Below are 24,759 nucleotides of genomic sequence, written 5' to 3'. Positions count from 1 at the left end.
AGTCGTGTTAGCCGGCGAGCTTCTGGCGAAGATCGGCGAGACGGGCGGAGATGCTGCCGTCGATGACGTCATCGGCGATCTGCACGCGCAGGCCTCCGACGACGGCGGGGTCAGAGACCTCGTTGAGTGAGATCTTGCCGTCGTAACGACGCGAGAGTGCGTCGCTGAGACGAGTGCGCTGTGCATCGGTGAGCGGCTTGGCGCTGTGCACCGTCGCCACCACGCGGTCGCCCTGATCTGCAACGATCCGAGTCGCCCGATTGAGCATCTGCCGGACACGGCGATCTCGAGGCTGACGAACCAACGCCGAGACGATCACCGCAGTCGCGTCGCTGACGCCGCCCGCGAGCAGCTTGTCGACGAGTGCACCCTTGGCGTCTTCTCCCCCGAGGCGGCTTCCGAGCGCGAGCTCGAGTTCCGCGTTGGCGGCGATGACACGGGTGAAGCCGAACAGCTCTCCCCCGATATCTGCCTGAGGTGCAGCGATAGCCGCAGCCCGGATGGCGAGTTCCTCGATGCCGTCCACGAGCTGTGAAGCCGAGGACCAGCGCTCAGCGACGACGGTCTTCAAGACGCTCTGGGCGTCCTGAGAGAAACCGCCGAAGACCGCTGCGACGACGTTCTGTCGCGCCACGACCGGAGCCGAGGCGTCGGCGAGCGCGCCGCTCAAATGAGACGACTCCGTCACGGCACGCGCAGCTGCGAACAGCTCCCGTGCCGTGTCGAGAGAGACGTCCTTCGCTGCAGCAAGCGCCTGAGTGGATGCCGCGAGTGCCTGAGTGGTCGCGCTGCCCATTACTGAGCCGCCTTCTCGGATGCTTCGAGGTCTGCGAGGAAGCGGTCGACCACTGCGGTCGCACGTGCATCGTCGGAGAGCGTCTCGCCGACCACGCCACCGGCGAGGTCGATGGCGAGCGAGCCCACCTCGCTGCGCAGCGAGACGAGAGCGGTCTGACGCTCGGCCTCGATCTGCGTGTGCGCGGTCGCGGTGATGCGAGCAGCCTCGCTCGACGCGGCGTCCTTGGCTTCGGCGACGATCTTCTTGCCGTCCTCGCGGGCGGCCTCACGGATCTCACCGGCCTCGGTGCGTGCCTCGGCGAGCTGCCGGGTGTACTCCTCGAGCGCGGCCTCAGCCTGCTTCTGTGCTTCGTCAGCCTTGGCGATGTTGCCCTCGATGGCGGCGGACCGCTTGTCGAGCATCGCCGTGAACTTCGGAAGGGCGACCTTCCACACGACGATGAGGATGATGAGGAACCACAGACCCGACCAGATGATGTCGTACCACGCAGGGATCAGCGGGTTTTGCGCTTCACCCTCAGCTGCGAGGTTCGTGACAAGAGCGTTCAGCATCCTGTCTCCTTCTGAAGTCGGTATGAATTACGCGGGGAACGGGATGAACGCGACGGCGATGCCGACGAACGCAAGCGCCTCGGTGAAGGCGATACCGATCCACATGAGGACCTGGAGGCGGCCGGCCAGCTCGGGCTGACGGGCGACACCCTCGATGGTCTTGCCGACGACGATGCCGACGCCGATGGCGGGGCCGATTGCTGCGAGGCCGTAGCCGACAGCTCCGATGTGACCGTTGATTTCAGCGAGAACCGTAGTAGCGTCCACGGGTTTTTCCTTTCGTTGGGTGGGTCGGCAGTTGCCGGCCCGCTCAGTGCTCTTCTGCGACCGCGAGCTGGATGTAGACCGCGGTGAGGACGGCGAAGACGTATGCCTGGAGAACGGCGACCAAGAGCTCGAAGAGCGTGAAGGCGCCGCCGAAGGCGAGGGTTCCGACACCGAGGACGGCCCAGCCGCCACCTGCGGTGAAGAAGAAGAACTGGGTGGCCGCGAAGCACAGCACCAGGAGCATGTGGCCGACGACCATGTTCATCAGGAGTCGAAGCATCAGCGTGACCGGGCGCAGGATGAAGGTCGAGACGAGCTCGATCAGCGCGACGATCGGGAGAGCGAAACCGGGAACGCCCTGCGGAAGCAGCGCATTCTTGAAGAAGCGCAGACCGTGCTGGCGGATACCGGCATAGATGAAGGTCACGTAGCTCACCACGGCGAGCGTCAGCGGCACGGCCGCGATGCTCGTGCCGGCGATGTTCAGGAACGGGATGATTCCCGTGATGTTCATGAACAGCACCATGAAGAAGATCGTGGTGAGGATCGGCAGGAATCGGTCGCCGTCCTTGCGTCCGAGCAGATCGTGCGCGATGTTGGTGCGGACGAAGTCGAGCCCCATCTCGACGACGCTCTGGAAGCGGCCGGGGACGATCTTCATGCGGCGGGTTCCGAGAACCAGGAGCAGCACCACGACGACTACGGCGAGCAACTGCACGAGGTGGATTCGGTGCACGGGGATACCCGCGACTTGGAAGAGGATCTCCGGGAAGAACTCGTCGATCGAAGGTCCGTGGAACTCGCCGTCAGAGGCGAGTTTGGGCATCAGGGTCGCAGCAAGATTGAACAGCGCGGGCTCCAGCTTCGGGGCACCGGTCAAAACCGGGGCGACGATGGTCGGTGTGCTTCAAGCGCAAGCGCTCGCGAACGAGCGGCGGGCACGTCATAACACTATCAGAATCTGAGGGTGTCCTAAGACCGCGGCGCCTCTTCTGCCGACCCCTCCTCGTCGCGGGACTCGGGGATCAGGTTGTGGCGTCCCGGAGCACGGTCCTCCGGCACGATGGTCGGCAGCTGCACACCGGGGGCGTGGTCGGTCGGTGCCTCGGTCGGCAGGGACGCGTCGCTCACATTCGGCAGTCGCATCCTCGTGATGACGATCACATCGACGACGAGGGTCGCCACGACGCCCGTGACGATCGACAGGAAGAACACCATCGGCTGGATCCACGGCTGACCGCTCAGGACGATCATGATCACGACGAAGAGGCCGAGCTTCAGCAGCCAGCCGCCGAGCACGATCGCGAAGAACAGCTGCACGTAGAGCGGGTCGCCGAACCAGCGGTTGGCGATGAGGATGCTGAGGGCGGTGATGCCGAGGAAGAGCATGGCGAGCACGACACCGAGAAGCCCGCTCACGAGCCCCTCTCCCCCACCCACGAGTAGGCCGATCCCGCCGGCGAGGATGGCGAGGACCACCATCGCGAGGGCGGACCAGAGCAGCGTCCTCCGCAGGATCGGATTGCTGGAAACGGGGCTCGGGCTCACGGGGACTCCACGGGTGTCGGGTCGGGCTCAGCAGACGCCGCGGGCTTCCGTCGGCGCAGAGGATTGAGGGTGATGACGAGGCACGCGGCGATTCCCACGAGGCCGAACACGACGCCGGGGAGGTACTGTCCGGGCCAGTCCTCGCGGGCGCCCACGTACATCAGGAGGACGGCGAGGGAGATGACAGCCGTCCAGGCGTAGAAGATCAGCACGGCATCACGGTCGCGGTGGCCGAGGTCGAGCATGCGGTGGTGAAGGTGCTTGCGGTCGGGAGAGAAGGGCGACTTGCCCGCGTTCATGCGGCGCAGAACGGCCAGCCCGAAATCGAGGAGCGGCAGCAGCACCACCAGCAGCGGCAGCAGGATCGGGATGAACGCTCCGAGGAGCTGCGATCGCCCGAGGCGCTCCGGGTCGAGGGCGGACGGCTCTAGCTGGCCGGTGACGGCGATCGCCGACGTCGCCATCAGCAGGCCGAGGACCAGCGCCCCCGAGTCGCCCATGAAGAGCTTCGCCGGACTCCAGTTGAAGGGCAGGAATCCGAGGCAGGCGCCGATGAGCACGGCCGCCAGGAACGAGGCGAGGTTGAAGTAGCTGGATGCGCCGGTGTCACGCGTCAGGATGTAGGAGTAGGCGAAGAAGACTCCGTTGGCGATCAGGCAGACACCGGCGACGAGACCGTCGAGTCCGTCGATGAAGTTGACCGCGTTCATCACGATGACGATCGCGAACATGGTGATGGTGATGCTCAGCCAGCTCGAGAACACGATCAGATCGCCGAACGGCAGCGAGAGGATCTGCAGCCCGCCGCCCACAGTGATGATCCCCGCGGCGAGGAACTGCGCGCCGAGCTTGATCATCCAGTCGAGATCCCACAGGTCGTCCACCACGCCGATGACGGCGATCAGCAGCGACGCGGCGAGGATCGACCACATGGTCTGCGGCGGCATCCACATGGTGGCGAAGAACGGGTTCGCGGCCGAGAATCCGATCGCTGCGGCGATGCCGAGGAAGATCGCGACCCCGCCGAGACGCGGGGTGGGGGTCGTGTGCACATCCCGCTCGCGGATGGTCGGGTAGAGCTTGAACCGCAGGCTCAGTCGCCAAACCGCCCAGGTCAACGCGAATGTGATCGCGGCGGTGAGGATGATCGTGAAGAGGTACTGCTTCACGAATCCCCGTCCGATTCCGATGCGTCGGGCTCAGGCTCGAGCAGATCGCCGAGCACCTCCTCCAGCCGTTCACGGCTGACCGCGCCGACGCGGAGGATGCGCACGCCGCCGGCGGTGGGCTCGGCACCACGGGGCACCAGGGATGTCGCGTCGACGATCGTCGACGCGATCCCGTCGCGACTGACGCCGTCTGCGAGGTAGACGGCGACGCTGTCTCCGAGCATGCGTTCGGCATCGAGCGCCGAGATCGCCGACTCACGACCGGTGAGGTTGGCGCTGGAGACCGCCAGCGGCCCTGTCTCGGCGAGAAGCTCGAGCGCGACGCGCCCTTCGGGCATCCTGACGGCGACTGTGCCCTGCGTGTCGCCCAGATCCCAGACGAGAGACGGCTGGGCGGGGAGGACGATGGTCAGCCCGCCGGGCCAGAACGCATCGACGAGACGCTGTACCGGCTCCGGCACCGACTCTGCGAGCGCATGCAGAGTCTCCTTCGTGCCGATCAGGACGGGTGGGGGCTGGTTGCGCCCTCGCCCCTTGGCATCGAGGAGACGCTGAACCGCTGCGGGAGAGAAGGCATCGGCCGCGACGCCGTAGACGGTGTCGGTGGGCATGACGATGAGTTCGCCGCGGCTGATCGCCTGGCGGGCGTGACGCATGCCGGCGAGGAGCTGGGCCTCATCGCCGCAATCGAAGATGGAGGACATGACGATCTGATTCTAGTTGGGGATGCCTGTGCGATTCGTGTCTGCGCGTCACGGGCGCAGAGCGGTCGTCGCTCTGTCTCGCAGGGTGAGGTCGCGATGCGTCGCCGCCGCCCGCCATCCGTCGCGAGTGAGGATGCTCCGGATCTCCTCGCCCTGGAGCTCTCCGTGCTCGATGACGAGCAGTCCGCCCGGATGCAGCAGCTCGAGAGCGCGCACGCTGAGCACGCGCACGATGTCGAGACCGTCCGCTCCCCCGTAGAGCGCCATCGAGGGATCGAAGAGCCGCACCTCGGGGTCACGGGGAACAGCTGAGTCAGGGACGTAAGGGGGGTTCGAGATCACGACGGAGGCCGTGCCGTCGAGCTCGGGGAACGCATGCGCGAGGTCTTCGTTCACGAGCGTGAGGTTCGCCACACCCGTGGTGTTCCGCACCGCCCACGGATAGGCGTCGGGCGAGAGCTCCGTGGCGAAGACGCGCGCGTGGGGCACCTCGGTGGCCATGGCGAGAGCGATCGCCCCGCTGCCCGTGCCCAGGTCGATCCCGATCGGCTCCGGAAGCGGGGAGCCGAGAAGCGCGTCGATCGCGTACTGCACGACCGTCTCCGTCTCAGGCCGGGGCACGAAGACTCCGGGACCGACCGCGAGCTCGAGATGCCGGAACGGCGCGGTCCCGGTGATGTGCTGCAGAGGCTCTCTCGCGGCGCGGCGGGCGACCAGCGCTCGCAGAGACTCTGCGCCCCCCTCATCGAGCGCATCGCCGCGGATGATGCCGGCCTGCACCTCGCCTCGTCGCATTCCGAGGACGTGGCCCGCCAGCAGCTCGGCGTCGACGAGGGGATCCGAGATGCCCGCATCGGCGAGCTGCCTTGCCGCGGCGTGCACGGCGGAGGCGAGGGAGAGATCGGGCATGGATCAAGCGTAGAGCGCGGCAGGTGTCATATTGCCCACCCCTCCAGGGCCCTCGCATAGGCTGGAGCGCGCAGTCCCCCCGCACAGGAAGGCTCTCCCCATGCCCGGAATCCACTCCGACATCACCACCGCTTTCGGCAACACTCCCCTGGTTCGCCTGAACCGGGTCACCGAGGGCCTCGGCGCCACAGTGCTGGCCAAGCTCGAGTTCTACAACCCGGCGTCGAGCGTGAAGGACCGGCTCGGCATCGCGATCGTCGACGCTGCGGAGGCGTCCGGAGAGCTGAAGCCCGGGGGCACGATCGTCGAGGCGACGAGCGGCAACACCGGTATCGCGCTGGCGATGGTCGGCGCTGCGCGCGGCTACAAGGTGATCCTCACGATGCCCGCGTCGATGTCGAAGGAGCGGCGCATGCTGCTCAAGGCGTTCGGCGCCGAGGTCGTCCTCACCGACCCCACCAAGGGCATGACGCACGCGGTCGCCGAGGCGGAGGCCATCGCCGCCCGGACGCCGGGTGCCGTGCTGGCGAAGCAGTTCGCCAACGAGGCGAACCCCGCGATCCACCGCCGGACGACGGCCGAGGAGATTCTGCGTGACACGGAGGGCTCCGTCGACTACTTCGTCGCGGGCATCGGCACCGGCGGAACCATCACCGGCGTCGGACAGGTGCTGAAGGAGCGCATTCCCGGCGTTCAGATCGTCGCCGTCGAGCCCAAGGACTCGCCCATCCTGACCGAGGGGCACCCCGGACCGCACAAGATCCAGGGCATCGGACCGAACTTCGTGCCGCCCATCCTCGACCGAGACATCCTCGATGAGGTCATCGATGTCACCTTCGACGATGCGATCCGGGTCGCACGCGAGACGGCGAGCAGAGAGGGCATCCTCGTGGGCATGTCGAGCGGTGCCGCGATCTGGGCCGCTCTGCAGGTCGCGCAGCGTCCCGAGGCCGCAGGGAAGACCATCGTCGTCATCATCCCCTCGTTCGGTGAGCGCTACCTCTCGACCGCCCTGTACGAGCACCTGCGCGAATCCTGATCCGTCCGATGGGCATGATCGGCCGAATGCGCGAGGACATCGCGGCAGCTCGACTTCGCGACCCCGCCGCTCGCAGCGCCGCGGAGGTGGCGCTCCTCTATCCCGGACTGCATGCCATCTGGGCGCACCGGGTCTCGCACGCGCTCTGGCGCCGGCGGCTCCGCCTGCTGGCACGCGCGACGTCACAGGTCTCGCGATGGCTGACGGGCATCGAGATCCACCCCGGCGCGCGGATCGGACGCCGATTCTTCATCGACCACGGCATGGGCGTGGTCATCGGCGAGACCGCCGAGGTCGGCGACGATGTGATGCTGTATCACGGCGTCACGCTCGGCGGCCGAACCAGGGACTCCGGCAAACGGCACCCGACGCTCGGTGACGGCGTCGCCGTGGGTGCGGGGGCGAAGATCCTCGGACCGATCACGATCGGCGAGGGATCGGTGGTCGGCGCGAACGCCGTGGTCACCCGCGACGCACCCGCCGACAGCATCCTCGTCGGTGTTCCTGCGAAGGCACGGGCACGCATCCTCGGCGAAGACACCAAGGCCGTGCTCACGGCGCCCGACTACTCCATCTGAGAGAGCACCCGGCGCCGGCCGGCATGTCTCAGCGAGCGCGTGCCTTCTCGACCCTCTTGCGCAGGAAGATCAGCGGCAACAGAACGCTGCCGAGCGCCGTGACGAGCCACACGATCACTGCGCCCAGCAGCCAGCCGGTGAGATCGACGATGCGCAGACCGCCGATCGGCAGCAGGACGACCACCACCAGGGCGATCAGGGTCGACACGATCCCGATGCCGCCCATCAGCACGGGCGCATAGCGATCGGCGATCTTGCTGACCCAGGGAGCGAGCACGCTCTGCACGATCGCGAAGATCAGGATGCAGATGACGAAGCCCCACCACTTGTCCCACTGGATCTGGAAGCCGTCGAGCACGAGATCGGCGACGATGAGGCCGAGCCCGGCGGACACGACGTACAGAAGCGCGCGAAAGAGGAACGTGATCACGCGCTGAGCATATCGCCCTCACTGCGCGACGAAGAAGGGGATGGCTCCGGACAGGATGCCGACGGCGAGCATCACCAGCGACACGATCACCGCACGCCAGAGCACCTTCTTGTGGTGATCGCCGAGGTTGACGCTCGCGAGCGACACGAGCAGCAGGATCGCCGGCACCAGAGGACTCTGCAGGTGCACCGGCTGACCGATGATCGACGCACGCGCCATCTCGACAGGGTCGATGCCGAAGGTCGCAGCACTCTGAGCGAGCACCGGCAGGATGCCGAAGTAGAAGGCGTCGTTGGACATGAAGAACGTGAACGGGATCGACAGGACGCCTGTGATGGGTGCGAGGAAGGGCCCGAGCGCCGGCGGCAGCACATCGGTGATCCACGTGGCCATCGCGTCGACCATGCCGGTGCCGGTCAGGACGCCGACCAGCACCCCGGCGGCGATCACCATCGACACCACTCCGACGATGCTGGGGGCGTGGGCGACGATCTCGGACGCCTGCTCCTTGATCCCCCGGAAGTTGACCAGCAGCGCGACAGCGGCGCCGACCATGAAGACGTATGGGAGCGGCATGATGTCGAGCACGAGCAGGACCATCACGGCGAGCGTGAGGGCGAGGTTGAACCAGATGAGCCTCGGCCGCAGGGTCGGTCGTGCCGGGTCGAGCATGGTGTCAGCCATCGCGGTGTCCGCAGGATCGACACTCGCCGCGGCCACGGGACCGTGCCCGCCCGCGACGACGACGATGTTGCCGGTGCGAAGCGCCGCACGGGCGCCGGGCTTCGGGCCGGCACCGCGGAAGATCTTGGGAACGGTCGACAGAGCACCGCCGTCTGCGCCCGTGAGCAGCGCCTCGGAGTCGAGACGTCCGAGGCGACGTCGCTCCTGCAGACCGAGCATCCAGGCGAAGCCGAGCGTCACGACGATGCCGACGCCGAGCGCCGGCAGCATGGGAACGAAGATGTCGGTCGGCTGCAGGCCCAGCGCGGTCGCGGCGCGCACGGTGGGCCCACCCCACGGCACGATGTTCAGCGTGCCGTTCATCAAGCCGGCGACGCAGGTGAGGACGACCGGGCTCATGCCGAGACGGAGGTAGATCGGCAGCATCGCCGAGGTCGTGATGATGAACGTCGTCGAACCGTCGCCGTCGAGGGAGACCGCACCGGCGAGGATCGCCGTGCCCAGCACGACCTTTGCGGGGTCATCGCCCAGAACTCGCGTGATCACGCGGATCAGCGGGTCGAAGAGACCGACGTCGATCATGATGCCGAAGAACATGATCGCGAACATCAGCAGTGCGGCTGTCGGCGCCATGGTGGCGATCGAATCGAGGATCATGTCGCCCATGCCGAGCCCGGCACCGGCGAACAGTCCGAACACGGTGGGCACGAGGATCAACGCCACCATGGGAGTCAGACGCTTCGTCATGATCAGGGTCATGAAGGCCAGCACCATGGTGAATCCGAGGAGCACGAGCACCCACTCCGGCGGAACGAACGCGACGTCGTACGTCGGCGCCTCTTCTGCGGCCGCTGACAGGCCGGTGAGTACGTCGGGCATGCTGTGACTCCTTCGTCGAAGCTCCGTCGACTGCGACGGATCCTGACGAGACTAGGCAATCCGACGCTCGCGAGCGCGGTATGCCGCATTCCCGGACGTTGTGCGCGTAGCGTGAGTTCTGCGCATATTGCGCGATCGTGCGGGCGAAGGGATCACAGTGTCGAAGGCGACCACGAGACCTCGATTCGCGACGCGCACACTGCTGCTGCACCTCGCCACGGTCGCGCTCGTGGTCGCGCTGTGCACCGGCGTCTACCTCGTGCTCGCCGTGCAGCAGCTGCGCACCGAGGCCGAGTCGACCGCACTCGGCATCGCCAGGACTCTCGCCGAGGACCCGCAGGTTCGAGCCGAAGTCGCACGCATCTCGTCAGCCCAGGAGGAACCCGATGCCGAGGCGCTCAGGAACGGAGACCTGCAGCGCATCGCATCGGGCGTCGCCGAGCGCACCGGCGCGCTGTTCGTGGTGATCGCCGACGCAGACGGCATCCGTCTCGCCCACCCCACCAGCTCCCGCATCGGCGAGATGGTCAGCACACCGTTCGCAGAGGTTCTCGCCGGCAACGAGGTCGTCGACTGGCAGACGGGGACCCTCGGAGAGTCGGCGAGGGCGAAGGTTCCGGTGCGCGACGATGCCGGGGTGCCCGTCGGCGAGGTCAGCGTGGGGTTCGAGCGCACCGGAGTCTTCGACGATCTTCCGCCGCTGCTCGCCGTGATTGGGGCCACCGCTGCGGCGGCCGTCGCTCTGGCGATCAGCGCGTTCCTCCTGCTGCGGCGTCGCTGGGAGCGGCTCACGCTCGGTGTGCAACCGGAAGAGCTCGTCGCGCTCGTGCAGAACCAGACAGCAGTGCTCAACGGGGTCGACGACGGTGTGCTCGCGGTCGACATCTCCGGAGTCGTTCGGGTCAGCAACGACGCGGCCGATCGGATGCTCGGCCTCGACTCGCCGGTCGGACTGCAGCTGGCGGGCCTCGGGCTGCCGCAGGCCGTCGTCGAGACGGCGACCGGCGGGCGCATCATGTCGACCGCCGTCGTGGACCGACGCGTGCTGTATTTCGACTCCAGGCCGGTCGTCCGCGACGGGCGACCGCTCGGAGACGTGCTGATCATCCGCGATCGCACCGACCTCATCGCGTTGACGGAGCGGCTTGAGACCGTCCGCGCTGTGACCGCTGCCCTGCGTGTGCAACGTCATGAGTTCGCCAACCGCATGCATGTGGTCGCCGGACTCATCGATGCGGCCAGGATCGACGACGCCAGGGATTTTCTCGACGAGCTCGTCGAGCGCGGCTCGGTCGGCTTCCCCGTCGCCAGGCTCGACCTGCTCAGCGACCCATTCCTGCAGTCGTTCCTCGGCGCCAAGGGCATCGAAGCCGGTGAGCGCGGGGTCGCGCTGCGCATCGCGGACGACACCCACCTGATCGGGAGCGTGGCAGAGCCGGAGGACGTCGCAGCCGTGCTCGGCAACCTCGTCGACAACGCGGTGACGGCAGCAGTCTCGGGAGAGCGGATTCCTCGCTGGGTGGAGGTCGCAGTGCTGGGAGACGGCGATGCGCTGGTGGTCACGGTCGCGGACTCCGGGGCGGGACTCGCGGGAGTCGACCCGATGGCGCCGCGTCCGCCGGGCGAGGACGAGCCCGATCGCGTGCACGGGCACGGTCTCGGTCTTCCCCTGGCTCGAGACATCGCGCGCCGCCGCGGCGGCGACCTCTGGATCATCGACGCGGGAGGCGAGGAGCACGGCGCTGTCTTCGCTGCTCGCATCGGCCGCGCCGTGTCCGACCCCTCGACGACCCAGGAGAAGCAATGACCGATCCCCTCCGCGTTCTGATCCTCGACGACGACTTCCGCGTAGGCCTGCTGCATCAGCGCATCGTCGACGACCAACCTGGGTTCACCGCTCTCGAGCCGGTGCGCTCGCTCGCCGAGGCGAGGGACGGCATCCGCTCGTCGCGTCCTGACCTGCTCCTGGCGGATGTGTTCCTCCCCGACGGAGACGGCATCGCCCTGGTGCGGGAGGCCGGTGTCGACGCGATCCTCATCTCGGCTGCCGACGACGCGCCGACCGTGCGCCGAGCGCTCAGATCAGGTGCCGTCGGATACCTGCTGAAGCCATTCGACCGTCGCGCACTGGTCGGCCTGCTCGAGCGCTACGCGCGGTACCGCAACCTGCTCGCCGGCGACCGACCCCTGCGGCAGGAGGACGCGGATCGCGCTCTCGCGATCCTCCACGGGGCGGGAGAGCCGGTATCGGTCTCGCGCTCGGCGACGGAGCAGCTGGTGCTCGCCGCACTCGGCGACGGCGAGGCCTCGGCGGCCGAGGTCGGGGAGCTCGTGGGCATCTCCCGCGCCACCGCACAGAGGCACCTCGCGGCTCTCGCCGCACGAGCCGTCGTGGAGGTGCGCTTGCGCTACGGTGCGACCGGACGACCCGAGCACCGGTACGCGGCCCGCACCTGATCGAAGGACAGACCAGGAGACACGCGCTATCGGCTCAGGAGTCGGAGCCCACCGCGGCGAGTCGAGCCTCTTCGTCTGCCTGGATGGCGCTGACGATGATCGGCTCGAGGGCACCGTCCATCACCTGATCGAGGTTGTACGCCTTGAAACCCGTGCGGTGGTCGGCGATCCGGTTCTCGGGGAAGTTGTAGGTGCGGATGCGCTCGGAGCGGTCCATGCCGCGGATCTGCGACTTGCGCGCGTCGGATGCCGCCGCATCCAGCTCCTCCTGCTGCTTCGCCAGCAGTCGCGCACGCAGCACACGCATCGCCGCTTCTCGGTTCTGCAGCTGCGACTTCTCGTTCTGCATCGACACCACGATGCCGCTCGGCAGGTGCGTGATGCGCACGGCAGAGTCGGTCGTGTTCACCGACTGACCGCCGGGGCCGGACGAGCGGAAGACATCGATCTTGAGATCGTTCTGATTGATCGCGATCTCGTCGGGCTCATCGACCTCGGGGAACACCAGCACTCCGGTGGTCGAGGTGTGGATGCGCCCCTGGGACTCGGTCGCGGGAACACGCTGCACGCGGTGCACGCCGCCCTCGTACTTGAGATGGGCCCAGACGCCCTGAGCGGGGTCTGTGGACGATCCCTTGATCGCGACCTGCACGTCCTTGTAGCCGCCGAGGTCGGATTCGTTGCGCTCGAGGAGCTCGGTCTTCCAGCCCTTCGAGGCCGCGTACTGGATGTACATGCGCAGCAGGTCTGCGGCGAACAGCGCCGACTCGGCACCGCCCTCCCCCGCCTTGATCTCCATGATCACGTCGCGAGCGTCATCGGGATCCCGCGGGATGAGCAGCCGTCGAAGCCTCTCCTGCGCCGCCTCGACACCCTCTTCGAGTGACGGGACCTCTGCGGCGAACGCCTCGTCCTCACGGGCGAGCTCGCGCGCGGCGTCGAGGTCGTCTGACGCCGCCACCCACGCCTCGTAGGCGGCGACGATCCTCGACAGCTCGGCGTAGCGGCGGTTCACACGCTTCGCCCGCGCAGCATCGGCGTGCACCGCCGGGTCGGAGAGTTCCTCCTGCACCCGGCGATGCTCGTCGATCAGAGTCTGGACGGACTCGAACACTCCGGCTCCGCTCAGCGGATGTTGCTGTCGTGTCCGTGCGGACCCGAAGGCAGCGTCGGAATCGCCTTCTGCATCTGCACGAGGAACTCGACGTTCGAGTGGGTCTCCTTGAGCTTGCCCAGGACGACCTCGAGCGCCTGCTGCTGGTCGAGTCCGGCGAGGGCTCGGCGCAGCTTCCACGTGATCTTGACCTCATCGGCCGAGAGCAGCATCTCTTCGCGGCGCGTGCTCGACGCGTTCACGTCGACTGCCGGGAAGATGCGCTTGTCGGCGAGCTGACGCGACAGGCGCAGCTCGCTGTTGCCGGTGCCCTTGAACTCCTCGAAGATGACCTCATCCATCTTGGAGCCGGTCTCGACGAGAGCCGTGGCGAGGATCGTGAGGGATCCGCCGTTCTCGATGTTGCGCGCAGCACCGAAGAAGCGCTTGGGAGGGTACAGCGCCGAAGCGTCGACACCACCCGAGAGCACGCGACCGGATGCCGGAGCCGCGAGGTTGTACGCACGGCCGAGGCGGGTGATCGAGTCGAGCAGGACGACGACGTCGCGGCCCAGCTCGACGAGACGCTTGGCGCGCTCGATGGCCAGCTCGGCGACCGTGGTGTGGTCTTCTGCCGGACGATCGAACGTCGAGGCGATGACCTCGCCCTTGACCGTGCGCTCCATGTCGGTGACCTCTTCGGGGCGCTCGTCGACGAGCACGACCATGAGGTGGACCTCGGGGTTGTTCTGCGCGATCGCATTCGCGATCTGCTGCAGGACGATCGTCTTGCCGGCCTTGGGCGGTGCGACGATGAGGCCGCGCTGTCCCTTGCCGATCGGAGCGACGAGGTCGATGATGCGCTGGGTCAGCTTCTCGGGAACCGTCTCGAGGCGCAGACGCTCCTGCGGGTAGAGAGGGGTGAGCTTGCCGAACTCCACGCGGGTCGCGGCGTCGTCGATCGACAGGCCGTTGATCGAGTCGACCTTCACGAGAGCGTTGTACTTCTGACGGCCCTGCTGCTCGCCTTCGCGGGGCTGCTTGATCGAGCCGACGATCGCGTCGCCCTTGCGCAAGTTGTACTTCTTGACCTGTCCGAGTGAGACGTAGACGTCGCTCGGGCCGGCGAGGTAGCCGGTCGTGCGCACGAAGGCGTAGTTGTCGAGCACGTCGAGGATTCCGGCGATCGGCACCAGGACGTCGTCCTCGCCGATCTCGGTGTCGAACTCATCGGTCGGCACACCGCCGCGGCGCTTGTTGCGCTGACGGTTGCGGCCGTTGCCGCCCTCGTCCTCGGCGGGCGCGCTCTGCGGCTGCTGCTGCTGCTGCTGCTGCTCGCCGCCCTGTCCGGTGCCGTTCTGACCGCGACCGCGGTTGCGGCTGCGGTTGCGGTTGCGGTTGCGGCCGCCCTGCTCGTCGCCGCCGTCAGCGGAGTCGGAGGAGGAATCGGCGGCAGGAGCGGAGTCTGCCGGGGCGGACTCGGCGGGCTTCTCGGCGGCCGGAGCCTCGGTGTCGGCCGCGGGCTTCTTGGCGGTGCGGCGTCCGCGACCGGTGGTCTTCTTCGGCTCGTCTGCGGAACCTGCGTCTGCGGACCCCGCGTCGGCGGAGGCGTTGCCCTCTGCGGTCTTGGCCGCGGGAGCCTCGGCGGATTCGGCGGAAGCAGGAGCGGACGTCGCAGGAGCCTCGGCGGCTGCTGCGGAGGCCTCGGCGTTGTCGGCGTCGGTCTTCTTCGCACGACTGCGGCGAGGGGCCTTGGCCTTGGGGGCGGCGTCAGCGGCGGGGGCCTCTGCTGCGGGGGCCTCGGCAGCCGGTGCGCTGTCTGCGGATGCGGCGGCCTTCTCGGCCTTCGCGGCGGCGGTCGCGGTGCTCGCGCGGCGCGGAGCGCGCTTGCGGGCCGGTGCCACCTCGGTCGCGGCAGTGGTCGCGGCGTCGGAGCTTGCGGCCTTCGCCACAGCCTCGGCGGCAGGTGCCGCCTGGTCGTTCTGGGTCTCGGAGAAATTCTCCACGAGTACTCCCTCTTTGGTCTCGGGGACATGAGCGGCACGCGCACAACGGGTGCTGCGCGCGATCGCACGGACTGACGCTCGGCGTCAGCCAGCCTCTGCACTGGGTTCTCGGAAAGAACAGAATTCTCGGTGAGAGCAGTGCCACAGGGGTTTGCGTGCGGGTCTTGCAGAGTTGCAATGGGGCCAGATTCACGCAGTTACGTGGAGCCCTCCGCTCGATTCCCCACTGTACCACCACGCACGTCGACCGCGAGCAGCAGCGCGTCCCACGGGGTGTCGGTCGTCGATTCGGCGAGTTCCACGGCGTCCTGTCGGCTTCCGGGGCCGTCAGCGAGGACCAGCACGCTGGGGCCGGCACCGGACACCACCGCGGCGAAGCCTGCCGCGCGAAGAGCCTGAACCAGTCGCTGAGTCTCGGGCATCGCCTCGGCTCGATAGTCCTGGTGCAGACGATCGGCCGTCGCATCGAGAAGCAGCTCGGGGCTCTGCATGAGTGCAGCGATGAGCAGGGCCGAGCGCGAGACGTTGAAGACGGCATCGGCGGTCGACACATGCGGCGGCTGCAGAGACCGCGCCTTCGACGTCGACATCGTGTAAGACGGCACGAGCACGAGCGGGGAGACGCCGCGGTGCACCAGCAGCTTCTTGTGCTGGGGTCCTCGCTCACCGACCCAGGCGATCGTCAGCCCGCCGAACAGCGCGGGCGCCACGTTGTCGGGGTGTCCCTCGATCTCGGTGGCGAGGCGCAGCATGTCTGCGTCGCTGATCTCCACATCGCCCTCGAGCAGTCCCTTGGCAGCGAGGATGCCTGCAGCCACCGCCGCACCGGAGGATCCGAGTCCACGACCGTGCGGTACGCCGTTCTCGGCGACGATGCGCAGCCCCGGAAGGGGTCGTTCGACGTCCGCGTAGACATGCGCGATCGTGCGGACGATGAGATTCGAGTCATCGCGCGGGATCTCCTCCGCGCCGGACCCGGAGACCTCGATCTCGAGCGCGCCTGCCGCGAGCTCCGTCACCAGGAGCGTGTCGTAGACGCTGAGCGCGAGTCCGAGGGTGTCGAAACCGGGCCCGAGGTTGGCGCTGGTCGCGGGAACCGTCACCTCGACCGTGCGCCCCACCGGCATCGTCACTCGCCTTCCACGCGGAGCACCGAGACGACCCGCTCGACGACAGAGCTGCCGGCGAGCGCATCGACCGTGGCGCTGAGCGCGGCATCCGTGGCCCGGTGCGTGCCGATGACGAGACGAGCGGTGGGCTCGCCCTCGCCTTCGACGGTCTGCACGACGGTGGCGACGGACACCGCTCCGTCGCTCAGGATGCCTGCGACGGTCGCGAGAACGCCCGGAGCGTCCGCGACCTCGAGAGTGATCTGGTATCGGGTCGTGACGTGACCGATCGGCACCACGGGGAGGTTGGCCCTGGTGGACTCCCCCACGCCGACGCCGCCGGCGATATGCCGGCGAGCGGCGGACACGACATCTCCGAGCACCGCGGATGCCGTCTGCACGCCGCCAGCCCCTGCGCCGTAGAACATCAGCGAGCCTGCCGCCTCAGCCTCGACGAAGACGGCGTTGTTGGCGCCGTGCACGGAGGCGAGGGGGTGCGACGTGGGGACGAGTGCCGGGTAGACGCGGACCGAGATCGACTCGGTGCCGTTCGCCTCGATGCGCTCGCACACGGCGAGGAGCTTGATCACGAAGCCGGCGGCTCGCGCCTCGTCGATCATCGACGCCGTGATCGTCGTGATGCCCTCGCGGTAGACGGCGTCCAGCGGAACAGCCGTGTGGAAGGCGAGGCTCGCGAGGATCGCGGCCTTCTGCGCGGCGTCGAAACCCTCGATGTCGGCAGTCGGATCTGCTTCGGCATAACCGAGGCGCTGCGCGTCGGCGAGCACGTCGGCGAAGTCGGCGCCCTCGGTGTCCATGCGATCGAGGATGTAGTTGGTCGTGCCGTTCACGATCCCCATGATGCGCACCACGCGGTCACCGGCGAGCGAGTCGCGCAGTGGGCGGATGATCGGGATCGCGCCCGCAGCGGCCGCTTCGTAGTAGACGGAGGCGCCCACGCGGTCGGCCGCCTCGAAGAGCTCGGGACCATGGGTCGCGAGCAGCGCCTTGTTGGCCGTCACCACATCGGCACCGGAGCCGATCGCCTGCAGGATGCTCGTGCGTGCAGGCTCGATGCCGCCGATCAGCTCGATCACGATGTCCGAGCCGAGGATCAGCGACTCGGCATCCGTCGTGAACAGCTCCTTGGGCAGATCCGTCTCGCGCGGCGCGTCGAGGTTGCGCACGGCGATACCGGCCAGCTCCAGCGTGGCACCCGCACGGTCGGCGAGTTCGTCACCGTGTCGCAGCAGGAGTGCGGCCACCTGGGAGCCGACCGCTCCGGCGCCGAGGAGCGCCACCCGAAGTCGTCGGTACTCAGTCGTCATTGCATCTCTCCTTAGGAGGGTTGTTCAGTCATGCTTCGTCGGCGATCGCGTCGTTCGTCGCGCGGATCACCCGTGGTTCTCAGGCGCCTCGACACCGACATCGCGTGACAGGACGTCGGCGATGGTCTCACCGCGGACGATGATCGCAGACCGGCCGTCGCGCACGGCGACGATCGGAGGGCGAGGGACATGGTTGTAGTTGCTCGCGAGCGGGGCGCAGTAGGCGCCGGTCGAGGGGACAGCCAGCAGGTCACCGGGAGACACATCAGCGGGGAGGTACTCATGGTCGACGACGATGTCGCCGGACTCGCAGTGCTTGCCGACCACTCGGCTCAGCTGAGGCGCGCCCGTGCCGAACCGTGAGGCGAGGCGGGCTGAGAACTGTGCTTCGTACAGGGCAGTCCTGGCGTTGTCGCTCATGCCGCCGTCGACGCTGATGTACCGCCGAGTGGCTCCGGTGTCGAGAGCGACGTCCTTGGTGGTTCCGACCTCGTACAGCGTCACGCCGGCTGTGCCGACGATCGCTCTACCGGGTTCGAACGACAGGGCGGGCACGGCGATCCCGCGAGCAGCACAGCCCTCGGCGACCGCCGCGACGATCTCACCCGCGAGCGTCTCGATCGGAGTGGGGTCGTCGACGCTCGTGTACGCGATGCCGAACCCTCCGCCGAGGTTGAGCTGAGGGACGGGCCCGCCGTCGAGCAGTGCGGCGTGCAGTTCCAGCACGCGCGACGCCGATTCGCGGAAGCCTGCGACACCGAAGATCTGAGATCCGATGTGGCAGTGGAGTCCGGCGAAGTCGAGACCGGGGATCTCACGGATGCGCGCGACGGCCTGTTCGGCTTCGGGCAGCGGGAAGCCGAACTTCTGGTCTTCGTGAGCAGTTGCGAGAAAATCGTGGGTCTCGGCGTGCACTCCGCTGATGACCCGCACGAGCACGCGCTGCACAGTGCCGGTCCTGGCGGTGATCGCCGCCAGACGCTCGATCTCGATCGCGCTGTCGACGATGATCGTGCCGATGCCCACCTCCACGGCGCGCTCGAGTTCGGCGACCGATTTGTTGTTCCCGTGGAAGCCCAGGGATGCCGGGGAGACGCCTGCCGCGAGCGCGACCTCGAGCTCTCCCCCGGTGCACACGTCGATGCGGAGTCCTTCGTCGATCACCCAGCGCGCGATCGTCGTGGTCAGCAGCGCCTTGCCCGCGTAGTACACCTGTGCGGTCGTGCCGTGGTCGGCCGCAGCGGCATCGAAAGCCGAGCGGAAGGAGCGGGCGCGGGAACGCACCTCGTCCTCGTCGATCACCAGCAGCGGCGTGCCGTATGTCTCAGCGAGAGCGGTGGCGGAGATGCCGGCGATCTGCAACGCTCCGTCGTCGCCGCGCACCGCGGAGGCCGGCCAGACGGCGGAGGGGAGATCATTCACGTCGTCGGGCACGACGAGCCATTCCGGGGCGAGCGAATCGGCAGGGGAAAGCAAGGAACACCAATCGTGGGACGGGTCTCGGGCGGATACGCGCACTGCGAGGTTGCCCCCGATTCTAGGGCACCAGGCATGCCGCATCAGTCATGGTGACGCTCGGCGTCAACCCCCTGCGGACACATCCTGCCGCCTCGTAAGGTGGTGCAGATGAGCACCGAATCCGCAGCACCCGATGCCCGACGCCCCGGCCCGATCGCGCGCGTCAGCACTGCGGCGATCCGCTGGGCCCTGACACGTCGTCCGGTGCGGGCCTTCCTTCTGTACTCCGAGCGTCGGGGTCCGATGCTCGCCGATAGCGTGACCTACCGTGCACTGTTCAGTGTGTTCGCCGCTGTTCTCCTGGGCTTCTCGATCGCCGCACTGTGGCTCGCCGGCAACCCCGATGTCTGGGATGCGATCATCTCCGCCGTGCAGTCCGTGGTGCCGGGCCTCATCGGCGAGGACGGCGTGGTGAATCCCGACGACCTCAAGGAGCCGATCTCACTGTCGATCGCCGGCGCGGTGTCGACGATCGCTCTGATCGGGTCGGCGCTCGGTGCGGTGGGGTCTCTGCGCACAGCGGTGCGCGTCCTCGCCGGAACCGCGCACGCAGACGTGCTGTTCATCTGGGTCATGCTCCGCAACCTGCTGCTCGCGGCCGGCGTCGCCGTGCTGTTCGTCGCCGCGGCGGCCGTCACCTTTGCCGGCCGACTCGGAATCACCTGGCTCAGCGGTTTGCTCGGCTTCTCCGAGGAATCAGCCGTCGCGTCATGGAGCATCCGGATCGTCTCGCTGATCGTCGTGCTCGCGCTCGACACCGTGCTCATCGCGGGCGTGTTCCGCTTGCTCTCCGGTCTCCGCCCAGCGGCGCGCTCCCTCTGGATCGGCGCGCTGATCGGCGGCGTCGGCCTGCTCGTGCTGCAGGAGCTGTCCGGGCTGTTCATCGGCGGTGCGACGAGCAATCCGCTGCTCGCCTCCTTCGCCACGCTGCTGGCGCTTCTGATCTGGCTCAACCTGTCGACCCAGGTCATCCTGATCTCCTGCGCCTACATCGTCACGTCGGAAGAGGAGCGCAAGGACCGCGTGCATGCTCGGTTCGGTGCGACGACCTTCCCGCAGCGACGGGTACAGCGCGCTGAGGCCGAGGTCGCGCTCGCGACGTCGGAGCTCCGCGCGGCGCAGAAGGCCGAGCGGGAGGCCCGCCTCGGCTCCGACGACGACTGAGCGTCAGCCCTGAGGGCAGGTGCCCTTCTCGAGCAGGCTCTCGTCGGTCGCGATGGCCCCGTCGACGTCGACGTCGATCACAGCCTCCGCTCCATCGATCTCGAGGCCGGTGAGTGTGATGCCGGCGGGCAGCTGATCGGCGATGCAGATGCGCTGCGTCTCGGTGAGCCGGTCTCCCAGGGCGCCGAGGGTCGAGCCGACCTGATCCGCGTCGACCTCGAGTCCGCCGATCGTCAGCCCGACGGGGGTGAGTTCGAGGTCTCCCTCCGCGACGCCAGGAGTCACCGTGAGGGAGATCGGGATCGCGATGCCCAGTACGCTCACGGAGCCTGCGACCGTCGCGTTCGGCGCATCGAGGGTGACCGTGTCGATCGGCAGATCGGTGTTCGACAGCAGATCGGTGAACTGCGACTCGTCGATGCGAATCGTGCCCGATGCGCCGCGCAGGTCGCCGCCGCGCAGCGGGACACCCGTGGCGGTGACGTCGACGGCACCTGTGATCCCTTCCAGGGTCACGGAGTCGGTCGAGAGGTGCAGGCTGTCGAGCGTTCCGCCGATCAGCTGGGGCAGCAGGATGCCGTCGGCCTCGACGTCGAGCTGCTGGTCAGCGGGCAGATCGAGCTGCTCGACCACGATCCCCCGCACGATGCCAGGCAGGACCGCGCGCGCGATGAGCTCGGCCGCGACGACAAGAGCGGCCAGAACCACGACGACGATCAGCAGTACCCACGGCCAGCGCTTGCGCGTGCGTGCCGGTGGCGCGGCACCGTCGACAGCAGCACCGTCCTTTCCCCCGGGGATCACGAGCGTCGGATGCTCGGAATCCGCAGCGGGGTAAGGAAGGGTGTGGTTGTCGTCGCTCATGCTGCCATCCTGCCCTACGGCGCCGGACGGCAGCAGGAGTCACATCCGCTCTGGCGCAGACACACCGAGCAGGTCGAGCCCGTTGCGGAAGACCTGACCTGCGGCGTCGTTGAGCCAGAGGCGCGTGCGGTGCACGGTCTCGATCGGGTCGTCGCCCTGAGGGATCACGCGGCAGTTGTCGTACCAGCGGTGGTACAGGCCGGCGAGCTCTTCGAGGTAACGCGCCACACGATGCGGCTCGCGAACCTCAGCGGCGAACGCCACGATGCGAGGGAATTCCTGCAGAGCGCCGAGCAGCGCGCTCTCGGTCTCGTGCGTGAGCGTCTCGGGGGCGAATTCCGAGCGGTCCACCCCGGAGTCGGCGGCGTTGCGCGCGACGTTGTGCGTGCGGGCATGCGCGTACTGGACGTAGAACACCGGGTTGTCGTTCGTGCGCTTCTGCAGCACGTCGAGATCGATGTCGAGGTTGGAGTCGGTCGAGCTCCGAGTCAGTGCGTAGCGCGCCGCATCCACGCCGACGATCTCGACGAGGTCTTCGAGCGTCACCACAGTTCCCGCACGCTTCGACATGCGCATCGGCTGGCCGTCGCGCACCAGGTTGACCATCTGCCCGATGAGGATCTGCAGGTTGACGTTCGGCTCATCGCCGAATGCCGCGCACATCGCCATGAGACGCTGCACGTATCCGTGGTGATCGGCGCCCAGCATGATGATGCACCGGTTGAAGCCGCGTTCCCGCTTGTTCAGGTAGTACGCCAGGTCGCCGGAGATGTACGCGGGCTGACCGTCGGACTTCACCACCACCCGATCCTTGTCGTCGCCGAACTCCGTCGTGCGCAGCCACAGAGCGCCGTCGGCCTCGAACATGTGACCGAGCTCCTGCAACCGAGAGATGGCGCGCTCGACCGCCCCCGACTCGTGCAGGTCGTTCTCGTGGAAGTAGACGTCGAAGTCGACGCCGAACTCATGCAGGCTCGCCTTGATCTCGTCGAACATCAGGTTCACGCCATTCGCGCGGAAGGCCTCCTGCAGGTCTTCCGGTGACAGCGTCGAGAGGTCGCCGTCGTACGCGAGTTCGACACGCTTCGCGATGTCGAGGATGTATCCACCGCCGTACCCGTCTTCGGGGGTCGGCTCTCCCAGGTGCGCGGCGACCAGGCTGCGCGCGAAGCGATCGATCTGCCCCCCGTGATCGTTGAAGTAGTACTCGCGGGTGACCTGTGCGCCCTGGGACTTGAGCATGCGGGCCAGCGAGTCGCCGACGGCTGCCCACCGGGTGCCTCCGAGGTGGATGGGACCGGTGGGGTTCGCAGACACGAACTCGAGGTTGATCGACTCGTCCGCGCGTGAATCGTTGTGTCCGTACTCCGCGCCGGCATCGACGATCAGCTTCGCCAGGGCGCCGGCGGCAGCCGCGTCGAGGCGGATGTTGATGAAGCCCGGGCCCGCGACCTCCGCGGTCTGCACACCATCGACCTGCGCGAGTCCGTCGGCGATCTGCTGCGCGAGTTCACGCGGGTTCGTGCCGAACGGCTTCGCCAGGCGCATGGCGATGTTCGAGGCCCAGTCGCCGTGGTCACGGCTGCGAGGGCGCTCGAAGACGATGTCGGCTGCGGTGAGCCCGAGCGGCTCGCCAGGACGTCGTTCCTCGGCGATCGGTGCGAGGACGGCGAGGAGGGCTGTGGCGAGCGTTTCAGGGTTCATAGGCCTCCCAGTTTACGGCGCGTCACGCGTAGGAATTTGCGACGGCGGGATCGTGATCTACAGTCATGCCATGAAGGCCGCCTCCGCCCGCCGTCGTCTGCCGGTCGCAGGCCTCGCTGTCGCAGTGATCTTGGCGCTCGCCGCGGTCGTCCTCGGCATCTGGCGCCCATGGGTTCCGGTGCCGTCCTCAGCGCCCGTCGGCGCGGCCGCGTCGACCGGCGACGCCGTCGCGATCGCGCCGGTTCCGCTGCTTCTTCCCGAGCATCCGACTGTTCTCGTGTTCGGCGATTCCTGGACCTACGGCTCGGCTGCGACCGACCCGACCCTCGGCTATGCGTATCGGCTCGCCGACCTGATCGGCGGCGAGACGATCGTCGAGGGCGTCCGGGGCAGCGGCTACCTCAAGCCCGGCCTCGACGGCCCCGCTTTCGGCGAGCGCATCGCCGCCCTGGATCCCACGCTCACTCCCGACCTGATCATCCTGCAGGGGTCGATCAACGACCGAGCTCAGGGTGAGACAGGGTACAGAGAAGCCGTCACCGCCGCCTGGGACGCGATGTCGGCGAAGTACCCGGAGGCGACGATCGTCATTCTGGGCCCGGCGCCGCATGAGCTGCCTGTGGGAGCCGAGACCGCTCGCATCGACGCCGATCTCAGCGAACTGGCCGCGGCCCGCAGCTGGTGGTACATCTCCCCCGTCGCGCAGGACTGGATCACCGACCAGAACTATCTGTCGGTCATCGATGTCGAGATCGGCCGCAAGCATCCGTCGACCGACGGCCACCGTTACCTCGCCGAGAAGCTGGCCGCGGCGCTCGGTGAACTGGGCGACGCGCCGGTGACCGAAGCGGGTGGGTCGGAGACCACTCCCGAGCAGTGATATTGTCGATCGGTACGCCTCCGTAGCTCAGTGGATAGAGCGCCGGTTTCCGGTACCGTAGGTCGCAGGTTCGACTCCTGTCGGGGGCACACACCACAACGCCAAAGGCCGCCTGATTTCAGGCGGCCTTTCTCGTTGCCCCCTGTTCTCGGATCCCTCACGCTCCCCGCGAAGGCGACGACGGGACTGCTTCGAGATCGTCAACGAATCACGTTTTCGGCTGTCGTCTCGGCCAGATTGGCGAGCAGCTGCAGGCGCTCGTGGGTGGCGGATCCGGGTTCGGCCGAAAAGACGATCATCTGGAGTCCGCGGTCCGAGGCGAGGTCCATCGCCTGGAATGTGAGCTCCAGGTCGCCCACCACCGGGTGGTGGACGATCTTGAGCCCGGTGCGGTGCTCGCGGACGTCGTGCGCTCCCCACAGCTTCCGGAAGAGATCGCTGCGGGTGGACAGCTCGCCGATGAGGTCGGTGAGCTGCCGGTCGTACGGCGATCGCCCTGCTTCGGCTCTGAGCAGGGCGACGATCTGTCGAGTCTGTCCTTCCCAGTGGGGGTAGAAGGTCTGGGCGCGCGCGTCGAGGAAGACGAAGCGTGCCGCGTTCGCGGGCGGGCGCGCGTGGTCGAGCATCTCGGAGAAGACCGCACGACCGAGCGCGTTCGTGGCGATGGCGTCGAGCCGGCCGTTCTGCACATACACCGGGACGGTGGACATCGCGTCGATGGTCTGACGTATTCCGGAGGTGAGCTGCGTCGTGCGGACAGGGCGCCGTCGCTGCTGCGGATGCGCGCCCGCGTTGGCCGCCCGGATCAGGTCATGCAGATGCGCGTGCTCGGCCTCATCGAGCTGAAGCGCTCGACTGACCCCGTCGATGACCGACTCCGACACCCCCGCCGCGTTCCCGCGCTCGAGACGCTTGTAGTACTCCGAGCTCATCCCGGCGACGAGGGCGACCTCTTCGCGACGCAGCCCGGGGACGCGGCGGCGGCCGCCGAAGTCCGGCAGCCCCACCTGCTCCGGAGTGAGCTTCGCGCGCCTCGTGGTGAGGAAGTCGCTGATGGCGGCATGAGTGTCCATGACATC

At 67.8% G+C, this 24,759-nt stretch carries 24 protein-coding genes and 1 tRNA gene; 7 read left to right on the top strand and 18 right to left on the bottom strand.

Annotated elements, in window-relative coordinates:
* Positions 1 to 7: 7 nt before the first annotated feature.
* The 8 genes from ACZ0AA_RS02470 to prmC form a co-directional block, all read right to left on the bottom strand.
* Positions 8 to 796 carry a F0F1 ATP synthase subunit delta gene (locus ACZ0AA_RS02470; RefSeq protein ID WP_463512053.1) on the bottom strand — a complete coding sequence of 263 codons (789 nt, stop codon included), beginning with the start codon at positions 794 to 796 and terminating at the stop codon, positions 8 to 10.
* Positions 796 to 1,350, bottom strand: coding sequence for a F0F1 ATP synthase subunit B (locus ACZ0AA_RS02465; RefSeq protein ID WP_463512052.1), 555 nt, complete (start codon positions 1,348 to 1,350; stop codon positions 796 to 798). The genes ACZ0AA_RS02470 and ACZ0AA_RS02465 overlap by 1 nt, the downstream gene beginning before the upstream one ends.
* 27 nt (positions 1,351 to 1,377) lie before the next feature.
* A complete protein-coding gene (gene atpE / locus ACZ0AA_RS02460; protein ID WP_045265023.1) occupies positions 1,378 to 1,617 on the bottom strand; it encodes an ATP synthase F0 subunit C in 240 nt (79 codons plus the stop codon).
* A gap of 43 nt (positions 1,618 to 1,660) precedes the next feature.
* The gene (gene atpB / locus ACZ0AA_RS02455; RefSeq protein WP_463513813.1) at positions 1,661 to 2,443 is read right to left on the bottom strand and encodes a F0F1 ATP synthase subunit A; all 783 of its coding nucleotides are present in this window, start codon (positions 2,441 to 2,443) and stop codon (positions 1,661 to 1,663) included.
* Between the two features lie 146 nt (positions 2,444 to 2,589).
* Positions 2,590 to 3,165, bottom strand: a complete 576-nt coding sequence (locus tag ACZ0AA_RS02450; RefSeq protein WP_463512051.1) for a hypothetical protein — start codon at positions 3,163 to 3,165, stop codon at positions 2,590 to 2,592.
* Complete coding sequence (locus ACZ0AA_RS02445; protein ID WP_363570963.1) at positions 3,162 to 4,334, bottom strand: MraY family glycosyltransferase; 1,173 nt, start codon at positions 4,332 to 4,334, stop codon at positions 3,162 to 3,164. Before ACZ0AA_RS02445 ends, ACZ0AA_RS02450 begins: the two co-directional genes overlap by 4 nt.
* Positions 4,331 to 5,038 carry an L-threonylcarbamoyladenylate synthase gene (locus ACZ0AA_RS02440; protein ID WP_400860916.1) on the bottom strand — a complete coding sequence of 236 codons (708 nt, stop codon included), beginning with the start codon at positions 5,036 to 5,038 and terminating at the stop codon, positions 4,331 to 4,333. Before ACZ0AA_RS02440 ends, ACZ0AA_RS02445 begins: the two co-directional genes overlap by 4 nt.
* 48 nt (positions 5,039 to 5,086) lie before the next feature.
* Positions 5,087 to 5,947: a peptide chain release factor N(5)-glutamine methyltransferase gene (gene prmC / locus ACZ0AA_RS02435; RefSeq protein ID WP_463512050.1), complete on the bottom strand. Its 861-nt coding sequence runs from the start codon at positions 5,945 to 5,947 to the stop codon at positions 5,087 to 5,089.
* A 100-nt stretch (positions 5,948 to 6,047) separates the two neighbouring features.
* Between prmC and cysK the strand changes: the two genes are divergently transcribed.
* The gene (gene cysK / locus ACZ0AA_RS02430) at positions 6,048 to 6,986 is read left to right on the top strand and encodes a cysteine synthase A (RefSeq protein ID WP_400860920.1); all 939 of its coding nucleotides are present in this window, start codon (positions 6,048 to 6,050) and stop codon (positions 6,984 to 6,986) included.
* A gap of 8 nt (positions 6,987 to 6,994) precedes the next feature.
* Positions 6,995 to 7,564 carry a serine O-acetyltransferase EpsC gene (gene epsC / locus ACZ0AA_RS02425; protein WP_463512049.1) on the top strand — a complete coding sequence of 190 codons (570 nt, stop codon included), beginning with the start codon at positions 6,995 to 6,997 and terminating at the stop codon, positions 7,562 to 7,564.
* A 28-nt stretch (positions 7,565 to 7,592) separates the two neighbouring features.
* On the opposite strand, the gene ACZ0AA_RS02420 is transcribed toward epsC, so the two are convergent.
* Positions 7,593 to 7,994 carry a hypothetical protein gene (locus tag ACZ0AA_RS02420; protein ID WP_400860924.1) on the bottom strand — a complete coding sequence of 134 codons (402 nt, stop codon included), beginning with the start codon at positions 7,992 to 7,994 and terminating at the stop codon, positions 7,593 to 7,595.
* A gap of 18 nt (positions 7,995 to 8,012) precedes the next feature.
* The gene (locus tag ACZ0AA_RS02415; protein WP_400860926.1) at positions 8,013 to 9,557 is read right to left on the bottom strand and encodes a CitMHS family transporter; all 1,545 of its coding nucleotides are present in this window, start codon (positions 9,555 to 9,557) and stop codon (positions 8,013 to 8,015) included.
* A 157-nt stretch (positions 9,558 to 9,714) separates the two neighbouring features.
* Here ACZ0AA_RS02415 and ACZ0AA_RS02410 point away from each other — a divergent pair, with 157 nt between their 5' ends.
* Positions 9,715 to 11,364: a sensor histidine kinase gene (locus ACZ0AA_RS02410; protein ID WP_463512048.1), complete on the top strand. Its 1,650-nt coding sequence runs from the start codon at positions 9,715 to 9,717 to the stop codon at positions 11,362 to 11,364.
* Entirely contained in the window at positions 11,361 to 12,014 is a 654-nt protein-coding gene (locus ACZ0AA_RS02405) for a response regulator (protein ID WP_463512047.1), read from the top strand. Before ACZ0AA_RS02410 ends, ACZ0AA_RS02405 begins: the two co-directional genes overlap by 4 nt.
* A 34-nt stretch (positions 12,015 to 12,048) precedes the next feature.
* Here ACZ0AA_RS02405 and prfA read toward each other — a convergent pair whose 3' ends face one another.
* The 5 genes from prfA to lysA form a co-directional block, all read right to left on the bottom strand.
* Complete coding sequence (gene prfA / locus ACZ0AA_RS02400) at positions 12,049 to 13,128, bottom strand: peptide chain release factor 1 (protein WP_400860930.1); 1,080 nt, start codon at positions 13,126 to 13,128, stop codon at positions 12,049 to 12,051.
* Positions 13,129 to 13,139: 11 nt separating this feature from the next.
* A complete protein-coding gene (gene rho / locus ACZ0AA_RS02395) occupies positions 13,140 to 15,113 on the bottom strand; it encodes a transcription termination factor Rho (RefSeq protein ID WP_463512046.1) in 1,974 nt (657 codons plus the stop codon).
* Positions 15,114 to 15,310: 197 nt separating this feature from the next.
* Positions 15,311 to 16,240, bottom strand: coding sequence for a homoserine kinase (gene thrB / locus ACZ0AA_RS02390; protein ID WP_400860934.1), 930 nt, complete (start codon positions 16,238 to 16,240; stop codon positions 15,311 to 15,313).
* 2 nt (positions 16,241 to 16,242) lie between these two features.
* Positions 16,243 to 17,550 (bottom strand): homoserine dehydrogenase, encoded by a 1,308-nt coding sequence (locus ACZ0AA_RS02385; protein ID WP_400860935.1) that lies wholly within the window; start codon positions 17,548 to 17,550, stop codon positions 16,243 to 16,245.
* Between the two features lie 66 nt (positions 17,551 to 17,616).
* Positions 17,617 to 19,026: a diaminopimelate decarboxylase gene (lysA, locus tag ACZ0AA_RS02380; RefSeq protein WP_400860937.1), complete on the bottom strand. Its 1,410-nt coding sequence runs from the start codon at positions 19,024 to 19,026 to the stop codon at positions 17,617 to 17,619.
* Positions 19,027 to 19,176: 150 nt separating this feature from the next.
* On the opposite strand from lysA, the gene ACZ0AA_RS02375 reads away from it, so the two are divergent.
* Positions 19,177 to 20,232 (top strand): YihY/virulence factor BrkB family protein, encoded by a 1,056-nt coding sequence (locus ACZ0AA_RS02375; protein WP_400860939.1) that lies wholly within the window; start codon positions 19,177 to 19,179, stop codon positions 20,230 to 20,232.
* 3 nt (positions 20,233 to 20,235) lie between these two features.
* Here ACZ0AA_RS02375 and ACZ0AA_RS02370 read toward each other — a convergent pair whose 3' ends face one another.
* Entirely contained in the window at positions 20,236 to 21,096 is an 861-nt protein-coding gene (locus tag ACZ0AA_RS02370) for an LmeA family phospholipid-binding protein (protein ID WP_400860941.1), read from the bottom strand.
* Between the two features lie 39 nt (positions 21,097 to 21,135).
* Positions 21,136 to 22,800: an arginine--tRNA ligase gene (gene argS, locus ACZ0AA_RS02365; RefSeq protein ID WP_400860942.1), complete on the bottom strand. Its 1,665-nt coding sequence runs from the start codon at positions 22,798 to 22,800 to the stop codon at positions 21,136 to 21,138.
* A gap of 70 nt (positions 22,801 to 22,870) precedes the next feature.
* Here argS and ACZ0AA_RS02360 point away from each other — a divergent pair, with 70 nt between their 5' ends.
* Complete coding sequence (locus ACZ0AA_RS02360; protein WP_400860944.1) at positions 22,871 to 23,680, top strand: SGNH/GDSL hydrolase family protein; 810 nt, start codon at positions 22,871 to 22,873, stop codon at positions 23,678 to 23,680.
* 16 nt (positions 23,681 to 23,696) lie between these two features.
* Positions 23,697 to 23,769: transfer RNA gene (locus ACZ0AA_RS02355), tRNA-Arg, on the top strand.
* Between the two features lie 111 nt (positions 23,770 to 23,880).
* Here ACZ0AA_RS02355 and ACZ0AA_RS02350 read toward each other — a convergent pair.
* On the bottom strand, positions 23,881 to 24,753 hold the full coding sequence (locus ACZ0AA_RS02350) for a helix-turn-helix transcriptional regulator (RefSeq protein WP_400860946.1): 873 nt from the start codon (positions 24,751 to 24,753) through the stop codon (positions 23,881 to 23,883).
* Between the last annotated feature and the right edge of the window lie 6 nt (positions 24,754 to 24,759).

The sequence above is a fragment of the Microbacterium sp. AC035 genome, from assembly GCF_979258485.1.
Note: the sequence above shows the minus strand (reverse complement) of the source record. Positions and strands in the feature narration are given on the sequence as shown.